A 22,493-nucleotide genomic window follows, 5' to 3' on the forward strand; every position below is an offset into this window, starting at 1 on the left:
ATGTACGGTCGGTTCAGATCAATTTTAATAGTTATTGCCCTAATATTTGCGTGTGCATGTAAGCAAAACACGGTGCGGCAAATAGCTGTAAGCGATTTTTTTAAAACACCCGAAAAAACCTTTTTTAAGATATCGCCCGACGGGAATTACATCTCCTATTTAAAGCCTTATAAAGATAAGCAAAATATCTACATCCGGTCGTTAGTTGACGGTACCGAACACATGGCTACTACCTTTACCGATTACTCGGTACGTGACTACACCTGGACATTTAGTAATCAAATTGTACTAACACAGGATATTATTGCGGTAGATGAATTTCGGCTTTACACGCTTGATGTAGCGTCGCTAAAGCTAAAAAGCCTGCTCAATTTAGATAAGGCCCGCATACGTATACTAAATCGTAATCGCCAAAACCCTGATATTATTACCGTGGCTATGAACAAACGCGACCCGGTAAATTTTGATGTATACCGTTTAAACGTTAAAACCGGCGACTTGCAACCCTACCTGCTAAACCCCGGTAACATTACCAAATGGTACCCCGACCCAGATGGCAGTATACGCATGGTAAAGGTATCTGACGGGGTGAACGAAAGTATATTGTATCGCCCAACCGAAAGTGCCGGATTTACCACTATTATTAAAAATAACTTTAAAGACAGGGTAGAGCCTATTGCGTTTACAGGTGTTGCCAAAAATTTTTACGCGCTATCAAATGTAAACCGCGATAAAACTGCTCTGATAGAGATTAATGCCGAAAATGGCAAACAAGTAAAGGTAGTTTACCAAAGCGATAAGGCCGATATATTAGATGTAAGCTACTCTAAAAATAAACGTCGCTTAGAGATGGTATCATGGGAAGAGGCAAAACCGCAAAAGCATTTTTTAGATGGCGATGTAGAACAGCTTTATAAGAATTTGTCGGGGAAAATAAAGGGGAACAACCTTGAGATTGTTGACCGGGACAGTGCCGAGAATAAATTTATAATAGTAAGCTATACTGATAAAAACCCCGGATCGTATTACCTGTATGAACGTAGCCACGATAAGTTAAGCAAACTGGGCGATATAAACCCCGAGATACATGCTGAAGAATTATGCGATATGCAGCCGGTTGCTTTTAAGGCAAGCGATGGCATGCTGATAAACGGGTATCTTACCATCCCCAGGAATAAAGACAGGAACAATTTGTCTGTAGTAGTGATGCCGCACGACGGTATTTGGGGCCGCGATTCGTGGGGCTACGATGCCGAAGTGCAGTTTTTGGCTAACCGGGGTTATGCCGTTTTCCAGGTGAATTACCGTGGATCGGCGGGTTATGGCAAGGCTTTTCGTAATGCAGGCTATAAGCAGGTTGGCGGAAAGATACAGCAGGATATTACCGATGGGGTACAATGGTTAATAGCCAATAAAATAGCAAACCCTAAAAAGATAGCCATATTTGGTGGGGGTTTTGGTGGTTTCTCGGCATTATATGGTGTATCGTTCCATCCCGAATTGTACAATTGCGCTATAATGAAATATGGCCTGATCAACTTTTTTACCTATTTAAAGGATGCGCCGCCATTTTTTAAGCCGTATTTAAGCATGATATACGAGATGATTGGTAACCCCGAAACGGATGCCGAACAGTTAAGGGCAATATCGCCGGTGTTTCATACCGATAAAATTAAAAGTCCGCTGCTTATTTTTCAGGGAGCTAAAGATCCCCGTGCTAACATCAGCGAATTGAACCAGTTTGTTCGTGAGATAAAAAAACGTAATGTGCCGGTTACTTACCGCCTTAAAGAAAACGAACGCGCCTACTTTAAAAGCGAACACAACCGCTTAGAGATGTATAGCGAGATAGAAAAATTTCTGGACACCAATATGCAGGTTAAACGTTAACCTGTTATGAAACTGGAGAGAAATATTTATCGTAAAAACTTTTCGCTAATAGCCAGTTTTTTGGTGCTGATTACAGTGAGCCTTATCATCGCTATTTTCATATCATATAAGCTTACTGCCAAATACGTCGAGAATGAGTTCGCCTCCAAAAAGATAGAGGTTTGGGAACAAACCATTAAGCCCTATTACGATTTTTTCCAGATCAAAATCCCAGAGATAACATCCTATCAGGGCTTTTTAGACTCTACTTCTGCAGCAAATTACTCGGGTACGGTATTTAAAAGTTACCCCTTTGTGCGCAAAGTGCTTTTTTACGATATACAAATTGGCAACCCCCAAATAAAATCAGGTTTTGCCGATAATCAATGGATATCCGTTAAGGCTATTTATCAATATAAGCCTAAGCGTGGTAAGGTGAAGGGTATTAAAGATATGGCCTGGGCCTATGGCGAAGATTTTAAGCAAATGGCTTTTAAATTCAGCAATTTTATCAGCGTTGCCGATACTACTCAACTACCTACTCAGGACGAGATATTCAAAACCTTTTATGATGTTAACCCCGATAAGATAAGCTACTTAAACATCCCCCGCCGGGAGGATATTAAATTATACAGGTCTTTACTAAAAAACCAACGATCAGCGGCTTTTTATAAGCAAAATATGCTAACCTTTTTACTGGATGCACACTACCTGAGGGTAAGAAACACGCACCCAGAATTATACGAAAAGGTAACCATAGAGCCGATAGTGTACGACCCATTGGAGGTAGAAGGCGGTCGTATAGTTACCGAGGTAGCTTTGCCTGGTGCGCTATCAAACTTTAAATTGTACTTTATATCTGCAAAGGGGCATTTAACCGAAGAGATAGACCGCCGCTTTTTGCCTATAGGTGCAATTATATTGCTTATTTATTTTTGCCTGGTACTTATAGGCTGGTTAATATACCGCAACCTAAATGTGAATTTGAAGATATTTAAGCTGCAGTACGATTTTATAAACAACTTTACCCACGAGTTTAAAACACCGGTAAGCGTTATAAAAATTGCCGGCTCTAACCTTAAGGGCGATGCCGAGCTGAGCGAGCGCCAGCGCAAACATTATGGTAAGATACTTGATGAGGAGGCCGATAAGCTAAACGAGCTGATGAACAAGCTGCTATCCTTCACCCAGTTAGAGAACAGATCGATAAATATTAAGCGCGAAGAGATAGAGCTAAAAACCTTTGTGAAAGGTTATATCGATACCTTTAAAATAAAATATCCTGATTTTAAGCTAAGTTTTGCCATTGAAGATATTACGAATATTAACAGTGACCCGGTGCTGCTAGGCAGTGTTTTTCAGAATTTAATGGAGAATGCATACAAATATTCGCATCCGGGTAAAAAGGAATTATACATCAATATAAAACAAGAGAAGCGGAATATTGTATTTTCGTTTGCTGATAAGGGAATAGGTATGGCCAAAAACCTGCAGGGCGATGTGTTTAAAAAGTTTTACCGCATAGAGAACCAGTATAACCAAAACGGAAGCGTAGGCTTAGGTTTGGCATTTTGTAAAGAGCTGGTTAACTTTATGAATGGTGATATTACCCTGGTAAGCAAGATAAATGAAGGTACAACGTTTATAGTTACATTGCCCTTAGATAATTAGATCACAACATAAAAAATGAATAAAGAAATAAAAATTGCGCTGGTTGAAGATGATGAAAACCTGCGTTTTTTGGTTGCCGAGCGCTTGCAAAGCGAAGGGTACAAGGTTATAGAAATAGGCAACGGCGAAGAAGCCGAGAGTATTATTATAGAAGAGCAGCCGGGCATTGTACTGCTTGATTGGATGCTGCCAGGCAAACAAGGATCGGAAGTGTGCGCCAGCTTGCGCGAAAAGGGCTTTGATAAGCTGGTGATAATGATGACCGCCAAGGCGCAGGATATTGATAAAATCGGTGCCTATAACTTTGGCGTAAGTGATTATATCACCAAGCCCTTTAACATGGATGTGTTGGTGGCGATGATAGACAGCAAGATAAAATTCTCGTTAAATAACGACAAAACTGAGTCGCACAAGTTTGGCAATATGGAGCACCAGCCCAACACCCACCTGCTGATTAAGGATGGCCGTAAAACCGAGCTAACCATTTTAGAGAACCGCATTTTACTTTACTTTTTAAAGAATAAGAATAAGGTAATAAACCGCGAAGAACTGATGATGGAGGTTTGGGGCTACAATGCCGATGTAAACACCCGTACGTTGGATATGCATATAGTGCGCCTGCGTAAAAAGATAGAGAACAACCCCGATTCGCCTACATACCTGCAAACGGTAAGGGGCATAGGGTATAAATTTGTTTATTAAGCAACATGGTTGCCATATAATAAAAAGAGAGCGATGTGTTTAACTCATCGCTCTCTTTTTATTATATACTACTAACTTGTATGGTCACAAACTATTTTCCAGCCATCAGGGAACTTTCTGAACCAAAGGGTAAAATAGCCCCCTATGCCGTCTTTTTGGCGTTTTATATCCCATTGGCCTAATACAAAGGCATCTTTACCGCCCAGCAGTTCAACCTTCATAATAGTAAAGGTAAGCTTACCCATAGCGGCTTTGTCGGGGTAGCCCCGCTTATAGCCATCCAGCGTTTGCTGCCAGCCGTAGTTTGGCCCGCGCTTGCTGATGAACATCAGCGAGTCTGATTTCCAGTAACCCTCCATAAAGCCGGGGATATCCCCCTTGTTCCAGGCGACCTCCTGGGTGCGCATCAGCTTGATGATGGCTTGTTTGTCCTGCGCCATGCAGCAGTACGATATAAGTAGCAAGAAGATGGGTAGCGTTGCTTTTTTCATACACTAATATAGTATCATTTCGTGATTTGCGGGTGCCGGCCGGCAATATTTTGGGGCGGTGTTTATTTATGCGGCCTTTATAAGCAAAAAATGCCTTTACAGCCAGTATGGGCCTAAACCTTTGCATTTTTGGCTGTAAATTATTCCATTATTTTGTTGGGGTATAGCTAAAATTTTCGTTTTTTTTCGCTACCCCTCACTAACTAATATAAAATTTAATCTGATATAAAAAAGTTTTTTTTTAAATATCGGCCATTTGGGCGGATGCTAAAAGCTAATAATCATATTAAAAATTCAGTAGCTTTACGCTTTAACCTATCAGTTTAGTTACGCTTATGAAAAAACAGGTTTTATGCTTCGGCGAAGTTTTATGGGATGCCTTTGGCGATGGTAAAACGGCAGGCGGAGCGCCCATGAATGTTGCGCGCCACCTGGTACAGCAAGGGGTTGATACCCTGTTTGCAAGTAGCGTAGGAATTGACCCACTTGGCGTAGAGCTAACCAAATTTTTAAAGAAAAATGGTTTGTTTAGCGATCTATTACAGCGCGATGAGCAGTTGCCCACCTGCGAGGTTACCGTACAGCTTGACGCGCAGCACCAGGCAACCTACGTTTTCCCGCCAAAAGTATCGTGGGATAATATTGAGTTTACTTACGAATTGGAGCAAGCCTCAAAAAAGGTTGATGCTATAGTTTTTGGCAGTTTAGCCTGCCGCCAAAAGGCGACATTTGAAACCTTGCTAAAAGTACTTGACGATAGCAACGCGCTAAAAATATTTGATGTTAACCTGCGCCCGCCGCATTATAACCTAACCACCATCGAAACCCTGGCCGCAAAGGCCGATGTGGTAAAAATGAACGAAGAGGAAGCCGAGCTACTGATACATGGCAGCGGCGGCGACCTTAAACAAAAGATAAACGAGTTTCAGAAAAAGTTTCATGCCCAGGTAATTTGTGTTACCCGCGGCGATAAGGGGGCTATTATATGGCACGATTATAACTTTTATGAGCATCCCGGTTTTGTGGTTGATGTGGTAGACACCGTAGGTGCGGGCGATTCGTTTTTGGCAACGTTTATTGCCGGGCTGCTACGCAACGAACCTATGCAACCCCTGCTTGAAAAAGCCTGCGCGGTTGGGGCCTATGTAGCCGGCCAACGTGGTGCCAACCCCGAGTATAAAATAGACGAGGTGTTAGCGGCAATAGGGTAATAGCACAACAGTAAATACGTATGTATTTGGGTTTTGTCATACCAGCCTAACAATTCGGTTAAATTGCTGCGCGTAGCAAACTTTTGAACTAAATAATCCGTTACTTTATAGGAAGAAAGGGTACAATATGCGTGGTTTCGGATTTTCAAAGTTTAAACCAAACCAGATCCCCAAAGGCGGATTTGAAGAATTACTAAAGTTATTTCTGGAATTATTGAACTATACCGCCGGCGATGCAGGCGAGGCTTTGGCGTGGCTTAATGAATTAGACAAGCAATACAACATCACCAATGACGAGTACGGCATGGGCGATTTTATTGACGAGCTAAAGCAAAAGGGCTACCTGGACGAGAATAACGAAAAGGGCGAATTCAGGATAACCGCGAAAACCGAACAAAGTATCCGCCAGTCGGCATTAGAGGAGATATTTGGCAAGCTAAAAAAATCGGGTAAAGGCAATCACCGTTCGCCGCAAAGCGGGCAGGGCGATGAAAAGAATGCCGAACGCCGCGAGTTTGAGTTTGGCGATAGTCTGGATCAGATAGACATGACCCAATCTATCCAAAACGCGCAGGTAAACCACGGCATAGGCGGCGATTTTATGATGACTGAGCGCGACCTGGAAGTAGAGGAGATGGATTATAAGACCCTAACCTCAACCGTGCTGATGATAGATATATCGCACAGTATGATACTTTACGGCGAGGACAGGATAACACCCGCCAAAAAGGTAGCCATGGCCCTGGCCGAACTGATACGCACCAAATACCCTAAAGATACTTTAGATATTGTGGTGTTTGGTAATGATGCCTGGCCTATAACCCTGCAGGATTTGCCTTACCTGCAAGTTGGCCCTTACCATACTAATACCTATGCGGGTTTAGAACTGGCTACCGATATGCTGCGACGCCGTAAAACGCACAACAAGCAAATATTTATGATAACCGATGGTAAGCCCACCTGTTTAAAGGAAGGCACCAAGTATTATAAAAACAGTATAGGGCTGGATAGGAAAGTGGTAAACAAAACGCTTAACATGGCCGCGCAATGCAAAAGGCTTAAAATACCTATCACTACTTTTATGATAGCAAAGGACCCTTACCTGCAGCAGTTTGTACGCAAGTTTACCGAAACCAATGGTGGTAAGGCATTTTACAGCTCGCTTAACAATTTAGGCGAATACATTTTTGAAGACTACGCTAAGAATAGAAGAAAGAACGTAAGGTAGATGTGCGGATGTGCAAATATGCAGATGTGCAGATGAAGCTCGAACATAATAATCATTGCCATTATCTGTGAAATCACAATCAATCGGTGAAATCAAAAAAGATAATCGGTGAAATCAAGAATAAGAATGAATAAAACAGATATAAAAACACTTGGCGAGTTAAAAAAGTCGGGCTATGTAAGCCGCTCGGTTAAGGACGAATTAAGGGCAAACCTGATAAAGCAGCTGCAACAAAAAGAGGGCGGTTTTGAAGGTATCATCGGATTTGAAGATACCGTAATACCCGACCTGCAAACCGCTATATTATCGCGCCATAACATTTTATTGCTGGGCTTGCGCGGCCAGGCAAAAACACGTATTGCCCGCCTGCTGGTAAACCTGCTGGACGAGTATGTACCTTACATAGAAGGATCGGAACTGTTTGACGACCCATTGGCGCCTATATCGTGGTATGGCCACAGCACCGTAGAGAGCAAGGGCGACGATACTCCAATTGGCTGGATACACCGCAGTGAACGCTATACCGAAAAGCTGGCTACGCCGGATGTTACCGTTGCCGATTTAATTGGCGATGTTGACCCGATAAAAGCCGCTACCATGAAGTTGACCTACTCTGACGAGCGGGTAATTCACTTTGGTTTAATACCACGGGCCCACAGGGGCATATTTGTAATAAATGAATTGCCCGACCTACAGGCACGTATACAGGTATCGTTATTTAATATTTTACAGGAGCGCGACATACAAATACGTGGTTTTAAACTACGCTTGCCGCTTGATATTCAATTTGTATTTACGGCCAACCCGGAAGATTATACCAACCGCGGATCGATAGTAACGCCTTTAAAAGACCGTATAGAAAGCCAGATATTAACCCACTACCCGCGCACGGTAGAAATATCGCGCAAAATAACCCAGCAGGAAGCATTGCTAACGCCCGAGCAGCGCAGCAATATTGAGGCTGATGGTTTGGTAAAGGATTTGGTAGAGCAAATTGCCTTTGAAGCGCGCAACTCTGAGTATATCGACAAAAAGTCGGGCGTATCGGCAAGGTTAACCATATCATCCTACGAAAACCTGATAAGCAATGCCGAGCGCCGTATGATCATCAATGGCGAAAAAGCAACCTTCGTGCGCATATCCGACTTTTTAGGAGTCATCCCGGCTATAACCGGTAAAATAGAATTGGTATACGAAGGCGAATTAGAAGGACCGGGCAAGGTGGCAAACATCCTGATAGGCAAAGCTGTTAAAACGCTGATGCTGCAATTTTTCCCTGATCCGGAGAAATCAAAAAAAGGCAAAACGCCAAACCCTTATGCCGAGATCATCAACTGGTTTGGTGATGGCAACACGCTATCATTGGTAGACGACCTATCGCTGGTAGATTACAAAAAAGGATTAAACGCTGTACCGGGGTTAAAGGACCTGGTAAAGAAGTTTCACCCACGCTTAAGCGAAAACCAGCACCTGTTGCTGATGGAGTTTATACTACACGGGTTGGCCGAATTTTCGCAGCTTAACAAAGGTTTTTTAGATAATGGCTTCGCGTTTTCGGATATGTTTAACAGTTTGTTTAATTTAGAGCCCGATGATGACGACGTGGATCTGGACGACGACCGTTATTAATACCGTTTACCTATACTAAAATAATGCAGGGACAAGCCCTAACTCTATTACTTGTAAGTGTACTATTAGCCGCAGATTATTATATTCTTAAAGGGGTAAGGGCTGCTTTTAAAAAGTGGAGTTTTATCCGTACCAAATGGTTTTTAATACTATACTGGCTAAGCGCGGCTTTTTTAATAAGCGCGCTAATTGTTGGTGTGTATACCAAATTAGGTGCCGGGCCACGCACCGCGCTTTTGTTTGGTTTTGCGCTGGTGTTTATCTTTAAAATATCATTCATACTTGTCATTTTTATTGATGATATACGCCGTTGGATAACCAAAGCGTTGCGTAAAAGCAAGCAGCAGGTTTCGCCGCCTGCCGAGCCTTACCAGCCCGAAGCCATCCCACGGTCGGAGTTTTTGATGAAAGCCGGTTTGCTGGCAGGTATTGTACCCCTAACGGCCATTAAGCTAAGCATGAAAGCCGGCTGCTACGATTACTATGTAAACTATGTAGACCTATACCTGCCCACCCTGCCAAAAGCATTCGATGGCATGCGGGTAGGGCAAATATCTGATATACACTCGGGCGGTTTTTACAATAAAACAGCGGTAAAGGGTGGGGTAGATATGTTGATGAAGGAAAAAGCCGAAGTGATATTTTTTACCGGCGACCTGGTGAATGGCGGCGCCTGGGAAATGAACGATTACCAGGATATATTCAGCAAGGTAAAAGCGCCGCTTGGCGTATACTCTATTTTAGGCAACCACGATTACGGCGACTATGGTACCTGGAATTCGCCAGCTGATAAGGAAAAGAACAACCGCGATATTATACAAACCCATAAAAACATGGGCTGGGATATTTTGATAGACGAGCACCGCCGCTTAAAGGTGGATAACGAAGAAATAGGTATTTTGGGCATAGGCAACTGGGGCGAAATGAGCCGTTTCCCTAAATATGGCAAAATGGAAAAGGCGGTAGTAAATACCGATGACCTGCCCGTTAAACTGTTATTATCGCATGATCCATCGCACTGGCGTGCCGAGGTGATACCAAAATACCCACAAATAGATGCTGTATTTGCAGGCCACACCCACGGCATGCAGTTTGGTATACGCTACAAAGAGGTACAATGGAGCCCAATTGAATACGTATACCAGGAATGGGCTGGTCTGTACCGCGAAAAACACCAGCAGATATACGTAAACGTAGGCTACGGCTTTGCAGGCTTTAAAGGCCGGGTAGGCATTATGCCCGAGATAACCCTGTTTACACTGCGTGCCGGCGAAGACCCAAAACTGAAAGCATAAGTTTTATGCTGGTCCCGGCAGGTGATGCCTTTTATATGTAGCAATTGTTTTATTAGCCCGTATTGCTGTACTTTAGCATTACCAAATGAAAAAAGCCTTACAAAGTATTTTCGACTTCTTGCTGTTCAGCAATATATTTATGTCGTTATGCGCGGTGGCGCAGGCACTGGTTACCTTTCATTTAATAGATGCCAAACCCGTTTATACGGTAACAGGTTTGCTTTTTACCTCAACATTGGGTATCTATAACTTTTGCATCCTGTTAACAAAACCTATACAGCCCGAGCTATCGCCTTATCGACGTGTGCGCTGGTTTTTTGCGCATTACAGGTTAATGGTAACTTTTACCATTGTATCGCTGCTATCGCTTATACCGCTGTTCTTTTTACTATCAATGGAGTCGAGGATATTGCTGGTGTTCCTGTCAATATTATCCTTTGGTTATAGCTTGCCTTTGTTTAGCGTAGGCGAACATAAGTTTGGGCTGCGTAACATACCAGGACTAAAGCCTTTCCTGATAACCCTAGTATGGACATTGAGCTGTGTGCTGCTACCCGTGCTGGAAGCGCAAGACCTTCACCTGGCAGATGTATCTACCCGCGACATTACCATTTTAATTGCCAAACGCTTTTTGTTGATAGGTGCGCTAACCGTACCTTTTGATATTCGCGACTTATTTCACGACCGGGAGGCCGGACTTAAAACGATCCCGGTAGCCTGGGGCGAAAAGAACGCTTACCTGTTTTGCCAGGTTTTACTGGCCGGTTATATAGCCTTGTTATTTGTGTTTAGGAACAATGGCTTTAATAACGATTTTTGGGCCCTGGCCACCACCACTGTGTTAATGGGCTGGCTTATCTTTAAATCGAAATGGGAGAAGGACGAGTATTACTACTTTTTTTACTTAGACGGCGTACTGATATTGCAGTATGTGGTATTGGCGGTGTTTAACTGGGTGTAGGTACCGAATTTGCTGTCATTTCGAACGATAGAGAGAAATCCTGTTCGTTATGCAAAGTTCGCCGCCTGTCATTTGAACAAGATCTCTCCTCCTTCGTCGTTCGAGATGACACTTTTATACAAGTAGTGGTTTATAGATATTACTCAATGGCAAGCAATTACGATAACTCCGCATCATTTTACGACAGGCTTTCGCGGGTAGTATTTGGCGATGCTTTGGTAAAGGCGCAGGTTTATTTGCTGCACCATATCCCGCCCGGTGCAAACGTGCTGATAGTGGGCGGCGGTACAGGCTGGATCTTGGATGAAATAACAAAAGTACACCGGCAGGGACTTAGCATTACCTATGTAGAGATATCGGCAAAAATGATAGCCATTGCGCAAAAAAGAGTAGTCAAAAACAGCAATAAAATCATTCTGATAAACGCGGCTATTGAGGACCTTGAACTATCAGATTTTGATATATTGATCACCCCGTTTTTGTTTGATAACTACCGCGAGCAAGATTTGCCAGAAACCTTCGGCCATATCCACAGTATGTTAAAACCCCGCGGCCTGTGGCTTAACACCGATTTTCAGCTTAGCGGTAAATGGTGGCAATATGTGCTGCTAAAAAGTATGCTGCTATTCTTTAAAATACTTTGTGGCGTAGAGTCGTCCAAACTACCGGACGTGACCGCACAGTTTAACCAGTTGGCCTATAAGATGATCGATGAAAAAACCTTTTATGGCGATTTTGTAGTGACGAGGGGGTATAGAAAAATTTAAAAAACTGTGTCATTGCGAGGAGCGATAGCGACGTGGCAATCTCGTCGTGAGCAAGGCGGTAATGCATTGGCTACGAGATTGCTTCTCCGCCTAACGGCGTATCGCAATGACAGGGTAGTTAATACGGTTTCCCTGCTGCCAGTTCCTTCTCGGCCCATTTAACGGCAAGGTCTTCGCGGTAGTGGGCGTATTTTTCTTTGAAGGCCATTTTTAACAGGCTATCTACACCACCCTTTACGGCCAGGTTATATAAACTGGCTGCCTTGCGGGTGATAGAGGCGTCCCAGGCACGCAAACTAAGCGAGTAGGAGCCATCAATATACTTCATCCAATGCCAGTAGCCGGTCGGCATAAAAAGCGTGTCGCCGTGCTCTAAGAACACTTCTGTGCCCTCCACACCTTCCAGTGCCGGGAACTTTTTGGTGTCGGGGTTTAGCACATCATAATCCTCTAAGGCATAAGTAGCGTTAGGGATACAGTATAAGCGGCGTTTCCATTTATTTTCAAACAGTATTACATGCTTGCGCCCGCCAAAATGGGTGTGGAATATATGCGGCAGGTCTATATCGTAATGCAAAAAGGTAACCGAGTTAGAGCCACCGAAGAACATGGCCGGCATGCTTTCTAAAAAGCCGCCCATCAGGTCCTTTGGTAATACAATATCATCCAGCAGTTGCGGGGCCTGTTTAAATATGTTGAAGAAAAATATGCGCAGTTCTGTTGGCGTTGATTTGATCAGGTCGATATACTCATCAAAAGGCATTTCTTTAGCCGATGAGTTAATTGGTTTTGATGGATCGGCTTTGGAGTTATCGTACAAAGGCACCACCTTTTTGCCTACCACCTCTTTTAAATATTCGGGTGTCCATTTTTCGCGGGCGGGCCAGCTTTTGGTTAGGCCTTTTATCACCAATGGGCGACGCGGTTTCAGGTATTTCTCGCGGAAATCCTCGGGGGTAATGCTCTCAACGGTATCAATAGGGTGCAGTATAAAGCTCATATCTTGATCAATAGGGTAATAAATACTTGCTATTAGGACACAAGTATCACCCGAATTTATCAAAATAACGAAATAAAACTTTGAGGAATGTTAAAATCAGGTTAAATTTTAAAAACGCATCAGGGTTTGCCTGCTGCCAAGGCCTTATCTGCGCGTTTGATGGCCAGTTTTTCTTTCCAGTCCATATAGCGGTTTTTAAAGTTCTTTTTCATGATGTCGTCAAACTTGCGCTGTATGGTTAGGTTATACAGGCTTTTGGCTTTTATCCCCCACGATTTATCCCAGGCGCGTAACGATATCGAGAACGAGCCATCCAGGTACTTCATCCAATGCCAGTAGCCTGTGGGCATAAACAGGGTATCACCATGCTGTAAAATGGTTTCCTGCCCCTCAATCCCGTCAAGTGCGGGGAATTGTTTGAAGTCGGGGTTTTCAATATCGTAATCTTCCAGCGCGTAGGTAGCAAAAGGTATTTTATACAGGCGTTCGCTCCATTTGTTATCAAACAGTATGACATGCTTGCGGCCATTAAAATGGGTATGGAATATATGCGCCAGGTCTATATCGTAATGTAAAAAGGTAACAGAGCCCTTACCGCCGAAGAACATGTTGGGATATTTATCCAAAAAGCCACCCATCAGGTCGGTAGGCGAGCGGTAATCATCAAGCAATTTTGGGGCATCCTTTATCGGGTCGAACAAAAATATACGCAGGTCGGTAGGTTGGGTTTGTATCAGGTCTATGTAATCGGCAAACTTCATCTCTGCTGCTGATGCATTAATGGGTTTGCTCGGGTCGGCTTTTGAGCTATCGTAAAGTGGTACTGTTTTGTCGCCTACGGTTTCTTTTAGATAGTCGAAGGTCCATTTTTGCAAAGCCGGCCAGCTTTGGGTAGCCTTGCTGATAACAAGGGGTTTGCGGGGCTTTAAGTAGTTGTTTACAAAGTCGTCTTTGCTAATGTGGTCTACTCTGTCTATCTGTGTAAGGGACAAACTCATGGTTTACGGTACGTTAACTTTACAAAATTATATGTTAACACATAAGTGCATTAGTGTAAAGTTTGTTTTTGATATTTTATTGACAAAAAATAAACCCGGCGCTTTTAGCGGCCGGGTTTTGCTTTCATTAGGGTAGAATAAATGTTTTTAAAGTTTTGCAGTTGTAGCCGCAGTTTGCTTTGGCTTATCTTTACACACACAGTCCTATTCATAGCCTCGGCGCACTGCTAACTGCATACTGCAAACTTTTTAGTTAGGCAATAACACGCTGTTTACTACGTGTATTACGCCATTGCTTTGGTTAACATCGGCAATGGTTACCCAGCTTTTGCCACCTTTTTCGTCAACCAGGTATATTTTTTTACCATCGGCCATAGCAGTTAATACACCACCACTAACAGTAGTTAATTCTGCTTTACCACCACCTGCTTTAATTTTAGCCATTAAGTCGGCAGCGCTTATTTTGCCGCTTACTACGTGGTAAGTTAAAATTTTGGTAAGGGTTGCTTTGTTCTCTGGTTTTACCAAAGTTTCAACAGTGCCTTTTGGCAATTTGTCAAAAGCTTCGTTGGTTGGTGCAAATACAGTGAATGGGCCGGCAGACTGTAATGTTTCTACCAAACCGGCTGCTTTAACAGCTGCAACCAATGTGGTGTGGTCTTTTGAATTTACAGCGTTAGATACGATGTCTTTAGTTGGGTACATGGCCGCGCCACCTACCATTTTTGTTTGAGCGAATGTGTTTGGTGCGATTGCGATAGTTGCTAAGGCAATTGCTGCGATAATTAGTTTTTTCATTGTTTTGTAGATATTGATATTTGAAAGAAGATACGCCGATTAGCAAAGGGCGGTTTTTGGCAAAAGGCATAATTCGCACAACGCTAAGCTATACGCTATCTTTTATTCTTCGTGGAAAAACAGGCTGGCCGCAATGTTATCGGCATACAATTTTCCTTGCGGGGTAAGGGTAATAACATTGCCATTTTGCAGGATGCTACCATCGTCAAAATAGGGCCTGGCGACTTTTAAAACTTCGTTTGATGCTGAGGATGCAATAGCGTTAAGCCGGTCCAGATCAAGGCCCCAAATGGTACGCAATGAGGTCATGATGTATTCGTTCAATCGATTAGTTTGAGTGAGTATTTCCAGCTCGGCCGGGATAATATTTTCGGCTATCGATTTAATATATTTTGCATTATTGGCCACGTTCCACTGGCGGGTATCGCCGTTAAAAGAATGTGCCGATGGCCCAAGGCCCAGGTATTTTACGCCTTTCCAATAGTTGGAGTTATGGCGCGAGTAATGCCCCGGTTTGCAAAAGTTTGATATTTCGTACTGTTCAAAGCCGTTGCTTTGCATGGCATCCAGCATCAGGGTAAACTGTTCGGCGCTTTGGCCCTCGCTCATGGGGGGCTGCTTTTTTTTGCTGATGAAGGTGGCCAGTGCTGTTTGCGGCTCAACCATCATCGAGTAGGCAGATACATGGGGGATGCCCAACTCAAACACCTTATCTAAGTTAAACTTCCATTTAGCATCTGTCAATAAAGGATAACCGTAAATCAGGTCGACAGTGATGTTTTCAAAGCCGGCATCCTGCGCGCGCTTTACCGATGCCTCGGCATCGGCCGAGCGGTGTACGCGGTTCATCCATTGCAGGTCTTCATCAAAAAACGATTGTATGCCAATGCTAAAGCGGTTTACCGGTGTATGCCTGAAAGCCTTTAGCTTGCTATGGTCCAGGTCGTCGGGATTGGCCTCCAGCGTTATTTCGGCATCAGCGGCCACGGTATGCAATTCGGTAATGGTGTTGATGAGCAGGCTGATCTCGTCTGCAGAAAGTACGGACGGCGTGCCACCACCAAAATAAATGGTCTCGATGGTCTCGTTGTTCAGATAGCTTTTTTGCAGGCTTATTTCTTTTACCAGCGCCTGCACCATTTCATCCTTATACTGCGGCGAGGTGCTGAAATGGAAATCGCAATAATGGCAGGCTTGCTTGCAAAAAGGAATATGTAGATAGATACCGGCCATGGGGGCAAAGGTAATGTAAAAGCACAATTATCGGAGTTTAAAACCATCGTCCGTCAATTCGTAACAATGCGCGGGCGATTTGCTCTAAGGTTAGTTTACAACCCAATGCCTTGAACAAATGATCAGGAAATATTCAGTTTTAATTGGAATAGTAATATCGGTAGTATTGATAATGATAGCTATTGCCGTTTACCCGGGTGGTAGTATGTTTGATGAATATGCTACCGGCTTTAACTGGACAAAAAACTTTATGAGCAACCTGTTCGGAGTGCGGGCATTGAATGGCGCAGAAAATCCTTCGAGGTTATGGGCTTATGCCGGTATGATACTGCTCCCTTTTACGTACGGGTTGTTTTTTAATAATATGTCGAAAAAAATACCTGACAGGAATGCAGCTTACATTTTAAAATACGGTGGCATTGTTAATATAATTTTTACGTTTTTAACGGTGACGCCCATGCACGATCTGATGCTGATCATATCAACCAGCGTGTTTTGGACATGCCTGGTTATTATCACCGTTTTCATCCTAAAGACGAAGCTTCACCTGTTTAAGTTCTTCTGTGTTGTAATTCTTTTGGTTTTTTATTACAGCGTGTACTTATGGGGCACAAGCGATTGGAGCTTATTGCCTATTATGCAAAAAATAAACTTTGCCACGTCAACATTGTTAATTTTAGGGTTGGAGCATTTTACAAAACCGGAAGATTTTGCCCATATAAAAACACGAAGTAACAGAAAATTGGCCACCAACCGCTAATATAGCTGTTTGTGATACCTGGGCTCAAAAAAGCCATATTCATTTATATAAGTTTGCATAAGCTGCAATTATTAAGGTAAATTTGCAGCAGCCCGGGTTATTGGGCTTATATAATGCGCCGGATAATTTGCTTTTTTATTGTTGTGTTTATTATGTGCTCAGCAGCCTATGCTCAGGATGCTGATACAGTAGCTTACCGGGATACCGTTGCCCGCAGCTATGTAAAGCAACCCCTGCCATTTTTAGATTCGGTTGCGCAGGCTACGGCCTTAAGGGCCCAGTTCGTGTCAGATTCTATCGCTTTTACCTACATACGTAAGCCCGAAGGCCTCAGGCAAAACATGTTTGTTGATAGCGTACTTAAGGCAAACGCTTACAGAGGCAACCTGTACCTTGATATATCAAAACGATCAAAAAACAGCCTGGGATATGGGCACAGTCGGCCCCAGCGCGAGGGTTGGGTTATTGCCATCATCCTTGTTTTAATATTATTTACAGCCGGGTTAAACATCGCCTCAACCAAAGATATGGGTAATGTTTTCCAGTCGTTTTACAACAAGCGCACTGTTGGCCAGGCCGGTAAAGAAGATAGCCCCATTAACTTTTGGACCTTTATAGGTTTGTTCCTGCTGTTTGGTTTTACGTTTGGCCTGTTTTTATACTTATTAACTACAGGTTATTATAAAGTATATTACACTATTGGCGGGCTGCAACTATTCTTAACTTTGTCGTTGGTTATTATCACCCTGTTTGCGGCTAAGTTCCTGGTATTAAAATTTTTAGGCTTTGTTTTTGATATAAATAAATTAGTGAGCGAATACATCTCCGCACTATCGCTTACGTACTTTAATATCGCCTTTGTATTTTTGCCTGTAGCGCTGTGTTTCAGCCTGATAGCCGAAAAATTTATCCCGTATTTACTGGCAATTACTCTGTTACTGGTTATTATTATATTTGTATGGCAATACCTGCGCAGCAGCGTTAGTATTATTTCTAATTTTCGATTTCATAAATTTTATTTATTTATCTATCTTTGTGCCCTCGAAATTTGTCCCATATTGATACTGATTAAGGCACTTAATATTGGGTTTAGGTAGTTATAACGCATGGCATTGGAAGACAGAAAGAAAAAGGTTAAGAGTATTTTAGTTACTCTGCCGAAACCTGAGAACGATAAAAATCCGTACGCTGAACTGGCTAAAAAGCTGAATTTAAAGATCGACTTCCGGTCTTTTATTCATGTGGAAGGCGTACCCGCTAAAGATTTTCGTAAGGAAAAAATAAACCTTGCTGATTTTAGCGCGGTAATATTTACCAGTCGTAACTCTGCCGACCATTTCTTCCGTATTTGCGAAGAGATGCGTTTTGAGGTGCCTGTAGAAATGAAATATTTTTGCCTTTCAGAAACCATTGCTCTGTATCTTCAAAAATATATCCAATACCGTAAACGTAAAATATTTTTTGGTAAACAAACCGCTGCCGATCTGGCCGAGGTATTAAAGAAACACTCGGGCGAGAAATTTTTATACCCATGCTCGGATGTAGCTGCCGAAGAAACCCAAAAGTTTTTGCTGGATAACGGTTACGATTTTACCCCTGCAGTACTTTTCCGCACGGTGTGCAGTGACCTTAGCGACCTGGCCGAAGTGTTTTATGACATCATCGCTTTTTTTAGCCCGTCGAGCATACAGTCGTTATACAAAAACTTCCCCGATTTTAAACAAAACAACACCCGCATTGCCGCTTTTGGCGCAACCACTCATAAGGCAGTGCTCGAAGCGGGCTTAATATTAGATATCCCTGCACCATCTCCGGCCGCCCCATCTATGACCATGGCGATAGATCAGTACGTTAAGCAGGTTAATAAATAATTCAAATCCTTCGTAAACCTGTTGCAACATTTTGTAGCTTTAAACGTATAACGGTAGAAATGTATTTCTCATTTAAAAGAATACATTTGCGTTATATTCTATTGTTTAAGAATAAGTGTATTTTTTTAACTCATAGTGTAGTTTTTTTGAGGTCAAAAAATATTTTTACTGTTTAGTATAAGTAAATTTAATATATTCGGGGGTGCATTACATTGGGTAACTTGCATGCACATTACGATTTTGTATACAAAATGAAACAACTTTACTTTTTGATAGCGATTTGTGCTGTTACAGGATTAGCCGGTTGCGGAATCGGAGGCGGCGGCGGAAACAACGGCGAGGTGGTAGGTGTTAAGCAACGCTCGTTTAGGGCAACTACCCCTTTAAACATGGTTTACATTAAAGGGGGTACCTTTTTAATGGGCCAAACAGATCAGGATGTTACTTTTGCGCAAACCTCGCAAACCAAGCAGGTAACCATTCCTCCATTTTTTATGGATGAGACTGAAATATCAAACAGCAAATACAAGCAGTTTGTATTTTGGGTGCGCGATTCTATTGCAATTACCAATTACCTTAACGATCAAAAATATTACATGCAGCCTAAAAAAGGCGCCGCAGCCGACGCGTCGGGCAAAAAATATATCAACTGGAAATATGTAGCCAAAAATCCTGTATTCAGCACCAAGGGCAAAGGTTCTGCTGGTAATGCGCAAAAATTACAAGGCTTATATTACCAGGGCGATGACCGTGTGTTTGACCGTAACGAGTTAGATATCCGTTTATTAAAATACAACTACTCGTTAATGTCGCAGCGCGATGCATCAAACTATCGTAACGATAAAACCAAACGCAGATCAGATTTCATCATCCGCGATACAGTAGGTGTTTACCCTGATACACTGGTTTGGTTAAACGATTTTTCGTATGCGGCCAACGAGCCTATGGTTGAGGGTTATTTCTCTCACCCGGCATACCGTAACTACCCTGTTGTGGGTGTTACCTGGCGCCAGGCAAGGGCCTTTACCGTATGGCGTACCCGCTTAAGCGATGGCGCTAAAGATGCACGTGGCTTACCGCACAACCTGCCTTTTCAGTTACCTAACGATGGCGAATTTGAATATGCTGCACGTGGCGGCCGTATTGGTACCGATTACCCATGGGGTGGCCCTTACATTAAAAACGCTAAAGGTTGCTTAATGGCCAATTTTAAACCGGGCCGTGGTAACTATACCGACGACGGCGGCGCTTATACTGTAAACGTACGCTCGTATTTCCCTAACGATTATGGCTTGTATAACATGGCCGGTAACGTTGCCGAGTGGACATCATCAGCTTATGACGAGTCGGCATCTACTTTTGTGCATGACCTATCGCCATCATTTGATTATGAAGCTAAAGCAAGCGACCCTGCAGTTTTAAAACGCAAGGTGGTACGCGGCGGTTCGTGGAAAGATATAGGCTACTTTTTACAAAATTCAACCCGGACTTACGAGTACCAGGATACTGCAAAATCATACATAGGCTTCCGTTGTGTTACCCCTTACATCGGCCGCGATATCAAAGACAAGCGCTAACAATAAACTAATCAATAAACTACTAATAAAATTTACTTAAAATTTATGGCTGGGAAGAAGAAACCTTACGGAATTGGTAACGTAGTATCATGGGGTGCAACAGTGGTGATCATCGGTTTGATGTTCAAAATTTTGCATTTACCTGGCTCAACTTACTGGATTGCTATTGGGTTAAGTACTGAAGCATTCCTATTTTTCTTATTAGGATTTCAACGGGAAGAGAAGGAGATTGACTGGGTACGTGCGTACCCAGAATTGAGTGAAGATTTTAGCGGCGAATTGCCCAAGGCATCGGCAAGACCTGTTGCATCAGCAACCGGTTTTTCAAATACAGCGGCTTTAGATAAAATGCTGGAAGATGCCAAAATTGGCCCTGAACTGATAGGCAGCTTAGGCGAAGGCTTACGCACTTTTGGCGATAAGGTTAACGCGATATCAAAGGTAGCTGATGCAGGCGAAGCTACAATTGCTTTTACCAACAAGGTAAAGCAGGCTACTGCCAGCTACGATAACCTGAGCGCATCTTTTGAAAAAGCATCGGCAAATCTGGCTGAAATGGCTAATACCAATGTTGATTCAAAAGCATATCATGACCAGGTAACTAATTTGGCTAAAAATCTTTCGTCGCTAAACGCGGTTTACGAATTGGAACTACAGGATTCGAGCGCGCATTTAAAAGCGATGAACAGTTTTTATAAAAACCTGTCGTTAACCATGAATAACTTTAACGAGTCGTTAGACGATTCGAAACAGTTTAAAGAGGAAGTAGGCCGTTTGGCTAAAAACCTGGCTTCGCTTAACTCGGTTTATGGCAACATGTTAACAGCAATGAATCAGCCCCGGGGGTAATTAACCATATTTAATCAAACCAAAAAAGAATAAATATACATAATGGCCGGAGGTAAAGAAACCCCAAGACAGCGAATGATGGGTATATTATACCTGGTACTTTTAGGGCTTGTTGCCTTAAGTTTACCGGATAGCTTATTCGATGCGTTTAAGAATATTACAGATAGTTTAGACAGGTCTAAAAGTAATGTACAAACTGGTATTTCAAATACGTTTGAGGCATTTGAGAAAACTAAACTTAAAGAACAGCCTGCCAGGGCAACACCTTTTTACAATAGAGCCAAAGAAGCCAGCAAGGCCAGTGAGGAACTTAATACTTACATTGAAACCCTTAAAAAGGACCTTGTTGTAGCAGGTGGTGGCTTTGATGAAACCACTAATGACTTTAAAGGTAGATCTGACCAGGATATTTCATCACATTATATGATAGCTGGTGGGCATGGCAAGGAATTGCGTAAAAAAATTGAGGAAACACAAAAGAAATTACTGTCATTATTAGATCCTGACGACAGGAAAAATGTAAAGTTTTCTCTCCAGGTTGTTGATCCTCCACGTAATGGGGAACTGACAAAAAAATCATGGGAAGAGGCAACCTTTGGCGACGGTATTCCAATGGGGGCATCAATTACAGCGCTTACTAAAATACAGGCAGATGCGAAAAATGCCGAAAATGAAGTAGTAAAGAAGTTATTAGGTAAAGTTGATCAGGCTGTAGTGAACCTTGATAAGTTTGACGCTGTGGCGGTTGCGCCATCAAGCTATGTAATAGCCGGCACGCCGTATACCGCCGAAGTGTTTTTAACCGCATCCGATTCAAAATCGAGCCCGGATATAAGTGTAAACGGTTCGCGCCTGGCGGTATCAGATGGTAAAGGTAAATATACCGTTGGTACAGGGTCAGAAGGGGTGTTTACCTGGGTAGGTACTATCCGCGTAAAGCAAACTGATGGTACTATAAAGGAATACAAAACAACGCCGCAAACTTACCAGGTATCCCGCCCATCGGCAGTGGTATCGCCTGATAAGATGAACGTGTTATACATTGGTGTACCTAACCCTATATCGGTTTCGGCACCAGGTCTCGCTAAAGAAAAATTAAGGGTAAATATTTCAAACGGCTCGTTAAGCGGCTCGGCCGGGCACTATGTGGCCAATGTAAATAGCATAGGCGAGGCTACCGTAACCGTATCAGGCGAGGTAACCCCGGGTAAAACGCAAACATTGGGCTCAACCTTATTCCGTGTAAAACGTATACCAGATCCTAAGGCGCAGTTTGCCGGCAAAAGCGGGGGTAATACCAGCGCAGCCAATATTCGCGCGCAGGACAGAGTTTTCGCCAAGTTGGAAAACTTTGAATTTGATGCTAAATTTAACGTAACCAGGTTTACATTGGTGGTAATTAAACCGCGCCAGGACGCAGTTATTGCCTCAACCAGCGGACCCGAATTATCGGCGCAAATGCGTGCTGCAATGGCGGGTGTAACACCGGGCTCTACAGTGGTATTTAAAGATATAATTGCTGTTGGCCCCGATGGCTCGCAGCGAGGTTTGGACGCTATAGTATTAACGGCTAATTAAGAAAG

Annotated in this window: 20 protein-coding genes; 15 read left to right on the plus strand and 5 right to left on the minus strand. The window is 43.0% G+C overall.

Annotation, left to right across the window (positions count from 1 at the left end; all coding sequences use genetic code 11):
- Genes FFF34_019065 through FFF34_019075 form a run of 3 tightly spaced genes read left to right on the plus strand, consistent with a single transcriptional unit; the run spans position 1 to position 4,242 of the window.
- Entirely contained in the window at positions 1-1,890 is a 1,890-nt protein-coding gene (locus FFF34_019065) for a S9 family peptidase (GenBank protein TSD62635.1), read from the plus strand.
- A 6-nt stretch (positions 1,891-1,896) separates the two neighbouring features.
- On the plus strand, positions 1,897-3,540 hold the full coding sequence (locus FFF34_019070) for a HAMP domain-containing histidine kinase (GenBank protein TSD62636.1): 1,644 nt from the start codon (positions 1,897-1,899) through the stop codon (positions 3,538-3,540).
- 15 nt (positions 3,541-3,555) lie between these two features.
- Positions 3,556-4,242 (plus strand): response regulator transcription factor, encoded by a 687-nt coding sequence (locus FFF34_019075; protein ID TSD62637.1) that lies wholly within the window; start codon positions 3,556-3,558, stop codon positions 4,240-4,242.
- 71 nt (positions 4,243-4,313) lie between these two features.
- Here the strand turns inward: FFF34_019075 and FFF34_019080 are convergent, their stop codons facing one another.
- On the minus strand, positions 4,314-4,733 hold the full coding sequence (locus FFF34_019080) for a nuclear transport factor 2 family protein (protein TSD62638.1): 420 nt from the start codon (positions 4,731-4,733) through the stop codon (positions 4,314-4,316).
- 335 nt (positions 4,734-5,068) lie between these two features.
- On the opposite strand from FFF34_019080, the gene FFF34_019085 reads away from it, so the two are divergent.
- The 6 genes from FFF34_019085 to FFF34_019110 all read left to right on the plus strand — a co-directional run bounded on the left by FFF34_019085 (position 5,069) and on the right by FFF34_019110 (position 11,824).
- Positions 5,069-5,944, plus strand: coding sequence for a carbohydrate kinase (locus tag FFF34_019085; protein TSD62639.1), 876 nt, complete (start codon positions 5,069-5,071; stop codon positions 5,942-5,944).
- A 127-nt stretch (positions 5,945-6,071) separates the two neighbouring features.
- Positions 6,072-7,172 carry a VWA domain-containing protein gene (locus tag FFF34_019090; GenBank protein ID TSD62640.1) on the plus strand — a complete coding sequence of 367 codons (1,101 nt, stop codon included), beginning with the start codon at positions 6,072-6,074 and terminating at the stop codon, positions 7,170-7,172.
- Positions 7,173-7,298: 126 nt separating this feature from the next.
- Positions 7,299-8,801, plus strand: a complete 1,503-nt coding sequence (locus tag FFF34_019095; GenBank protein TSD62641.1) for a magnesium chelatase — start codon at positions 7,299-7,301, stop codon at positions 8,799-8,801.
- 23 nt (positions 8,802-8,824) lie between these two features.
- Entirely contained in the window at positions 8,825-10,096 is a 1,272-nt protein-coding gene (locus tag FFF34_019100) for a metallophosphoesterase (protein TSD62642.1), read from the plus strand.
- A 139-nt stretch (positions 10,097-10,235) separates the two neighbouring features.
- Positions 10,236-11,057, plus strand: a complete 822-nt coding sequence (locus FFF34_019105; protein ID TSD62681.1) for a hypothetical protein — start codon at positions 10,236-10,238, stop codon at positions 11,055-11,057.
- A gap of 146 nt (positions 11,058-11,203) precedes the next feature.
- Positions 11,204-11,824 (plus strand): class I SAM-dependent methyltransferase, encoded by a 621-nt coding sequence (locus tag FFF34_019110; protein ID TSD62643.1) that lies wholly within the window; start codon positions 11,204-11,206, stop codon positions 11,822-11,824.
- A gap of 118 nt (positions 11,825-11,942) precedes the next feature.
- On the opposite strand, the gene FFF34_019115 is transcribed toward FFF34_019110, so the two are convergent.
- The 4 genes from FFF34_019115 to hemW form a co-directional block, all read right to left on the minus strand.
- The gene (locus FFF34_019115; protein TSD62644.1) at positions 11,943-12,824 is read right to left on the minus strand and encodes a cupin-like domain-containing protein; all 882 of its coding nucleotides are present in this window, start codon (positions 12,822-12,824) and stop codon (positions 11,943-11,945) included.
- Positions 12,825-12,943: 119 nt separating this feature from the next.
- Positions 12,944-13,822, minus strand: coding sequence for a cupin-like domain-containing protein (locus FFF34_019120; protein TSD62645.1), 879 nt, complete (start codon positions 13,820-13,822; stop codon positions 12,944-12,946).
- A gap of 249 nt (positions 13,823-14,071) precedes the next feature.
- Positions 14,072-14,620: a fasciclin domain-containing protein gene (locus FFF34_019125; protein ID TSD62646.1), complete on the minus strand. Its 549-nt coding sequence runs from the start codon at positions 14,618-14,620 to the stop codon at positions 14,072-14,074.
- A 102-nt stretch (positions 14,621-14,722) separates the two neighbouring features.
- Entirely contained in the window at positions 14,723-15,853 is a 1,131-nt protein-coding gene (hemW, locus tag FFF34_019130) for a radical SAM family heme chaperone HemW (GenBank protein TSD62647.1), read from the minus strand.
- 118 nt (positions 15,854-15,971) lie between these two features.
- On the opposite strand from hemW, the gene FFF34_019135 reads away from it, so the two are divergent.
- The 6 genes from FFF34_019135 (at position 15,972) to gldM (ending at position 22,488) form a co-directional block, all read left to right on the plus strand.
- The gene (locus FFF34_019135; GenBank protein ID TSD62648.1) at positions 15,972-16,613 is read left to right on the plus strand and encodes a hypothetical protein; all 642 of its coding nucleotides are present in this window, start codon (positions 15,972-15,974) and stop codon (positions 16,611-16,613) included.
- A 113-nt stretch (positions 16,614-16,726) separates the two neighbouring features.
- Positions 16,727-17,710 carry a DUF4271 domain-containing protein gene (locus tag FFF34_019140; protein TSD62649.1) on the plus strand — a complete coding sequence of 328 codons (984 nt, stop codon included), beginning with the start codon at positions 16,727-16,729 and terminating at the stop codon, positions 17,708-17,710.
- A 9-nt stretch (positions 17,711-17,719) separates the two neighbouring features.
- Complete coding sequence (locus FFF34_019145) at positions 17,720-18,484, plus strand: uroporphyrinogen-III synthase (protein TSD62650.1); 765 nt, start codon at positions 17,720-17,722, stop codon at positions 18,482-18,484.
- Between the two features lie 251 nt (positions 18,485-18,735).
- Entirely contained in the window at positions 18,736-20,061 is a 1,326-nt protein-coding gene (locus FFF34_019150; protein TSD62651.1) for an SUMF1/EgtB/PvdOfamily nonheme iron enzyme, read from the plus strand.
- 45 nt (positions 20,062-20,106) lie between these two features.
- Positions 20,107-20,910, plus strand: coding sequence for a gliding motility protein GldL (gene gldL, locus FFF34_019155; GenBank protein ID TSD62652.1), 804 nt, complete (start codon positions 20,107-20,109; stop codon positions 20,908-20,910).
- A 42-nt stretch (positions 20,911-20,952) separates the two neighbouring features.
- Complete coding sequence (gldM, locus tag FFF34_019160) at positions 20,953-22,488, plus strand: gliding motility protein GldM (protein TSD62653.1); 1,536 nt, start codon at positions 20,953-20,955, stop codon at positions 22,486-22,488.
- The last annotated feature ends 5 nt before the right edge of the window (positions 22,489-22,493 follow it).

This window comes from Inquilinus sp. KBS0705, assembly GCA_005938025.2.
In the GTDB taxonomy this organism is placed as follows: Bacteria; Bacteroidota; Bacteroidia; order Sphingobacteriales; family Sphingobacteriaceae; genus Mucilaginibacter.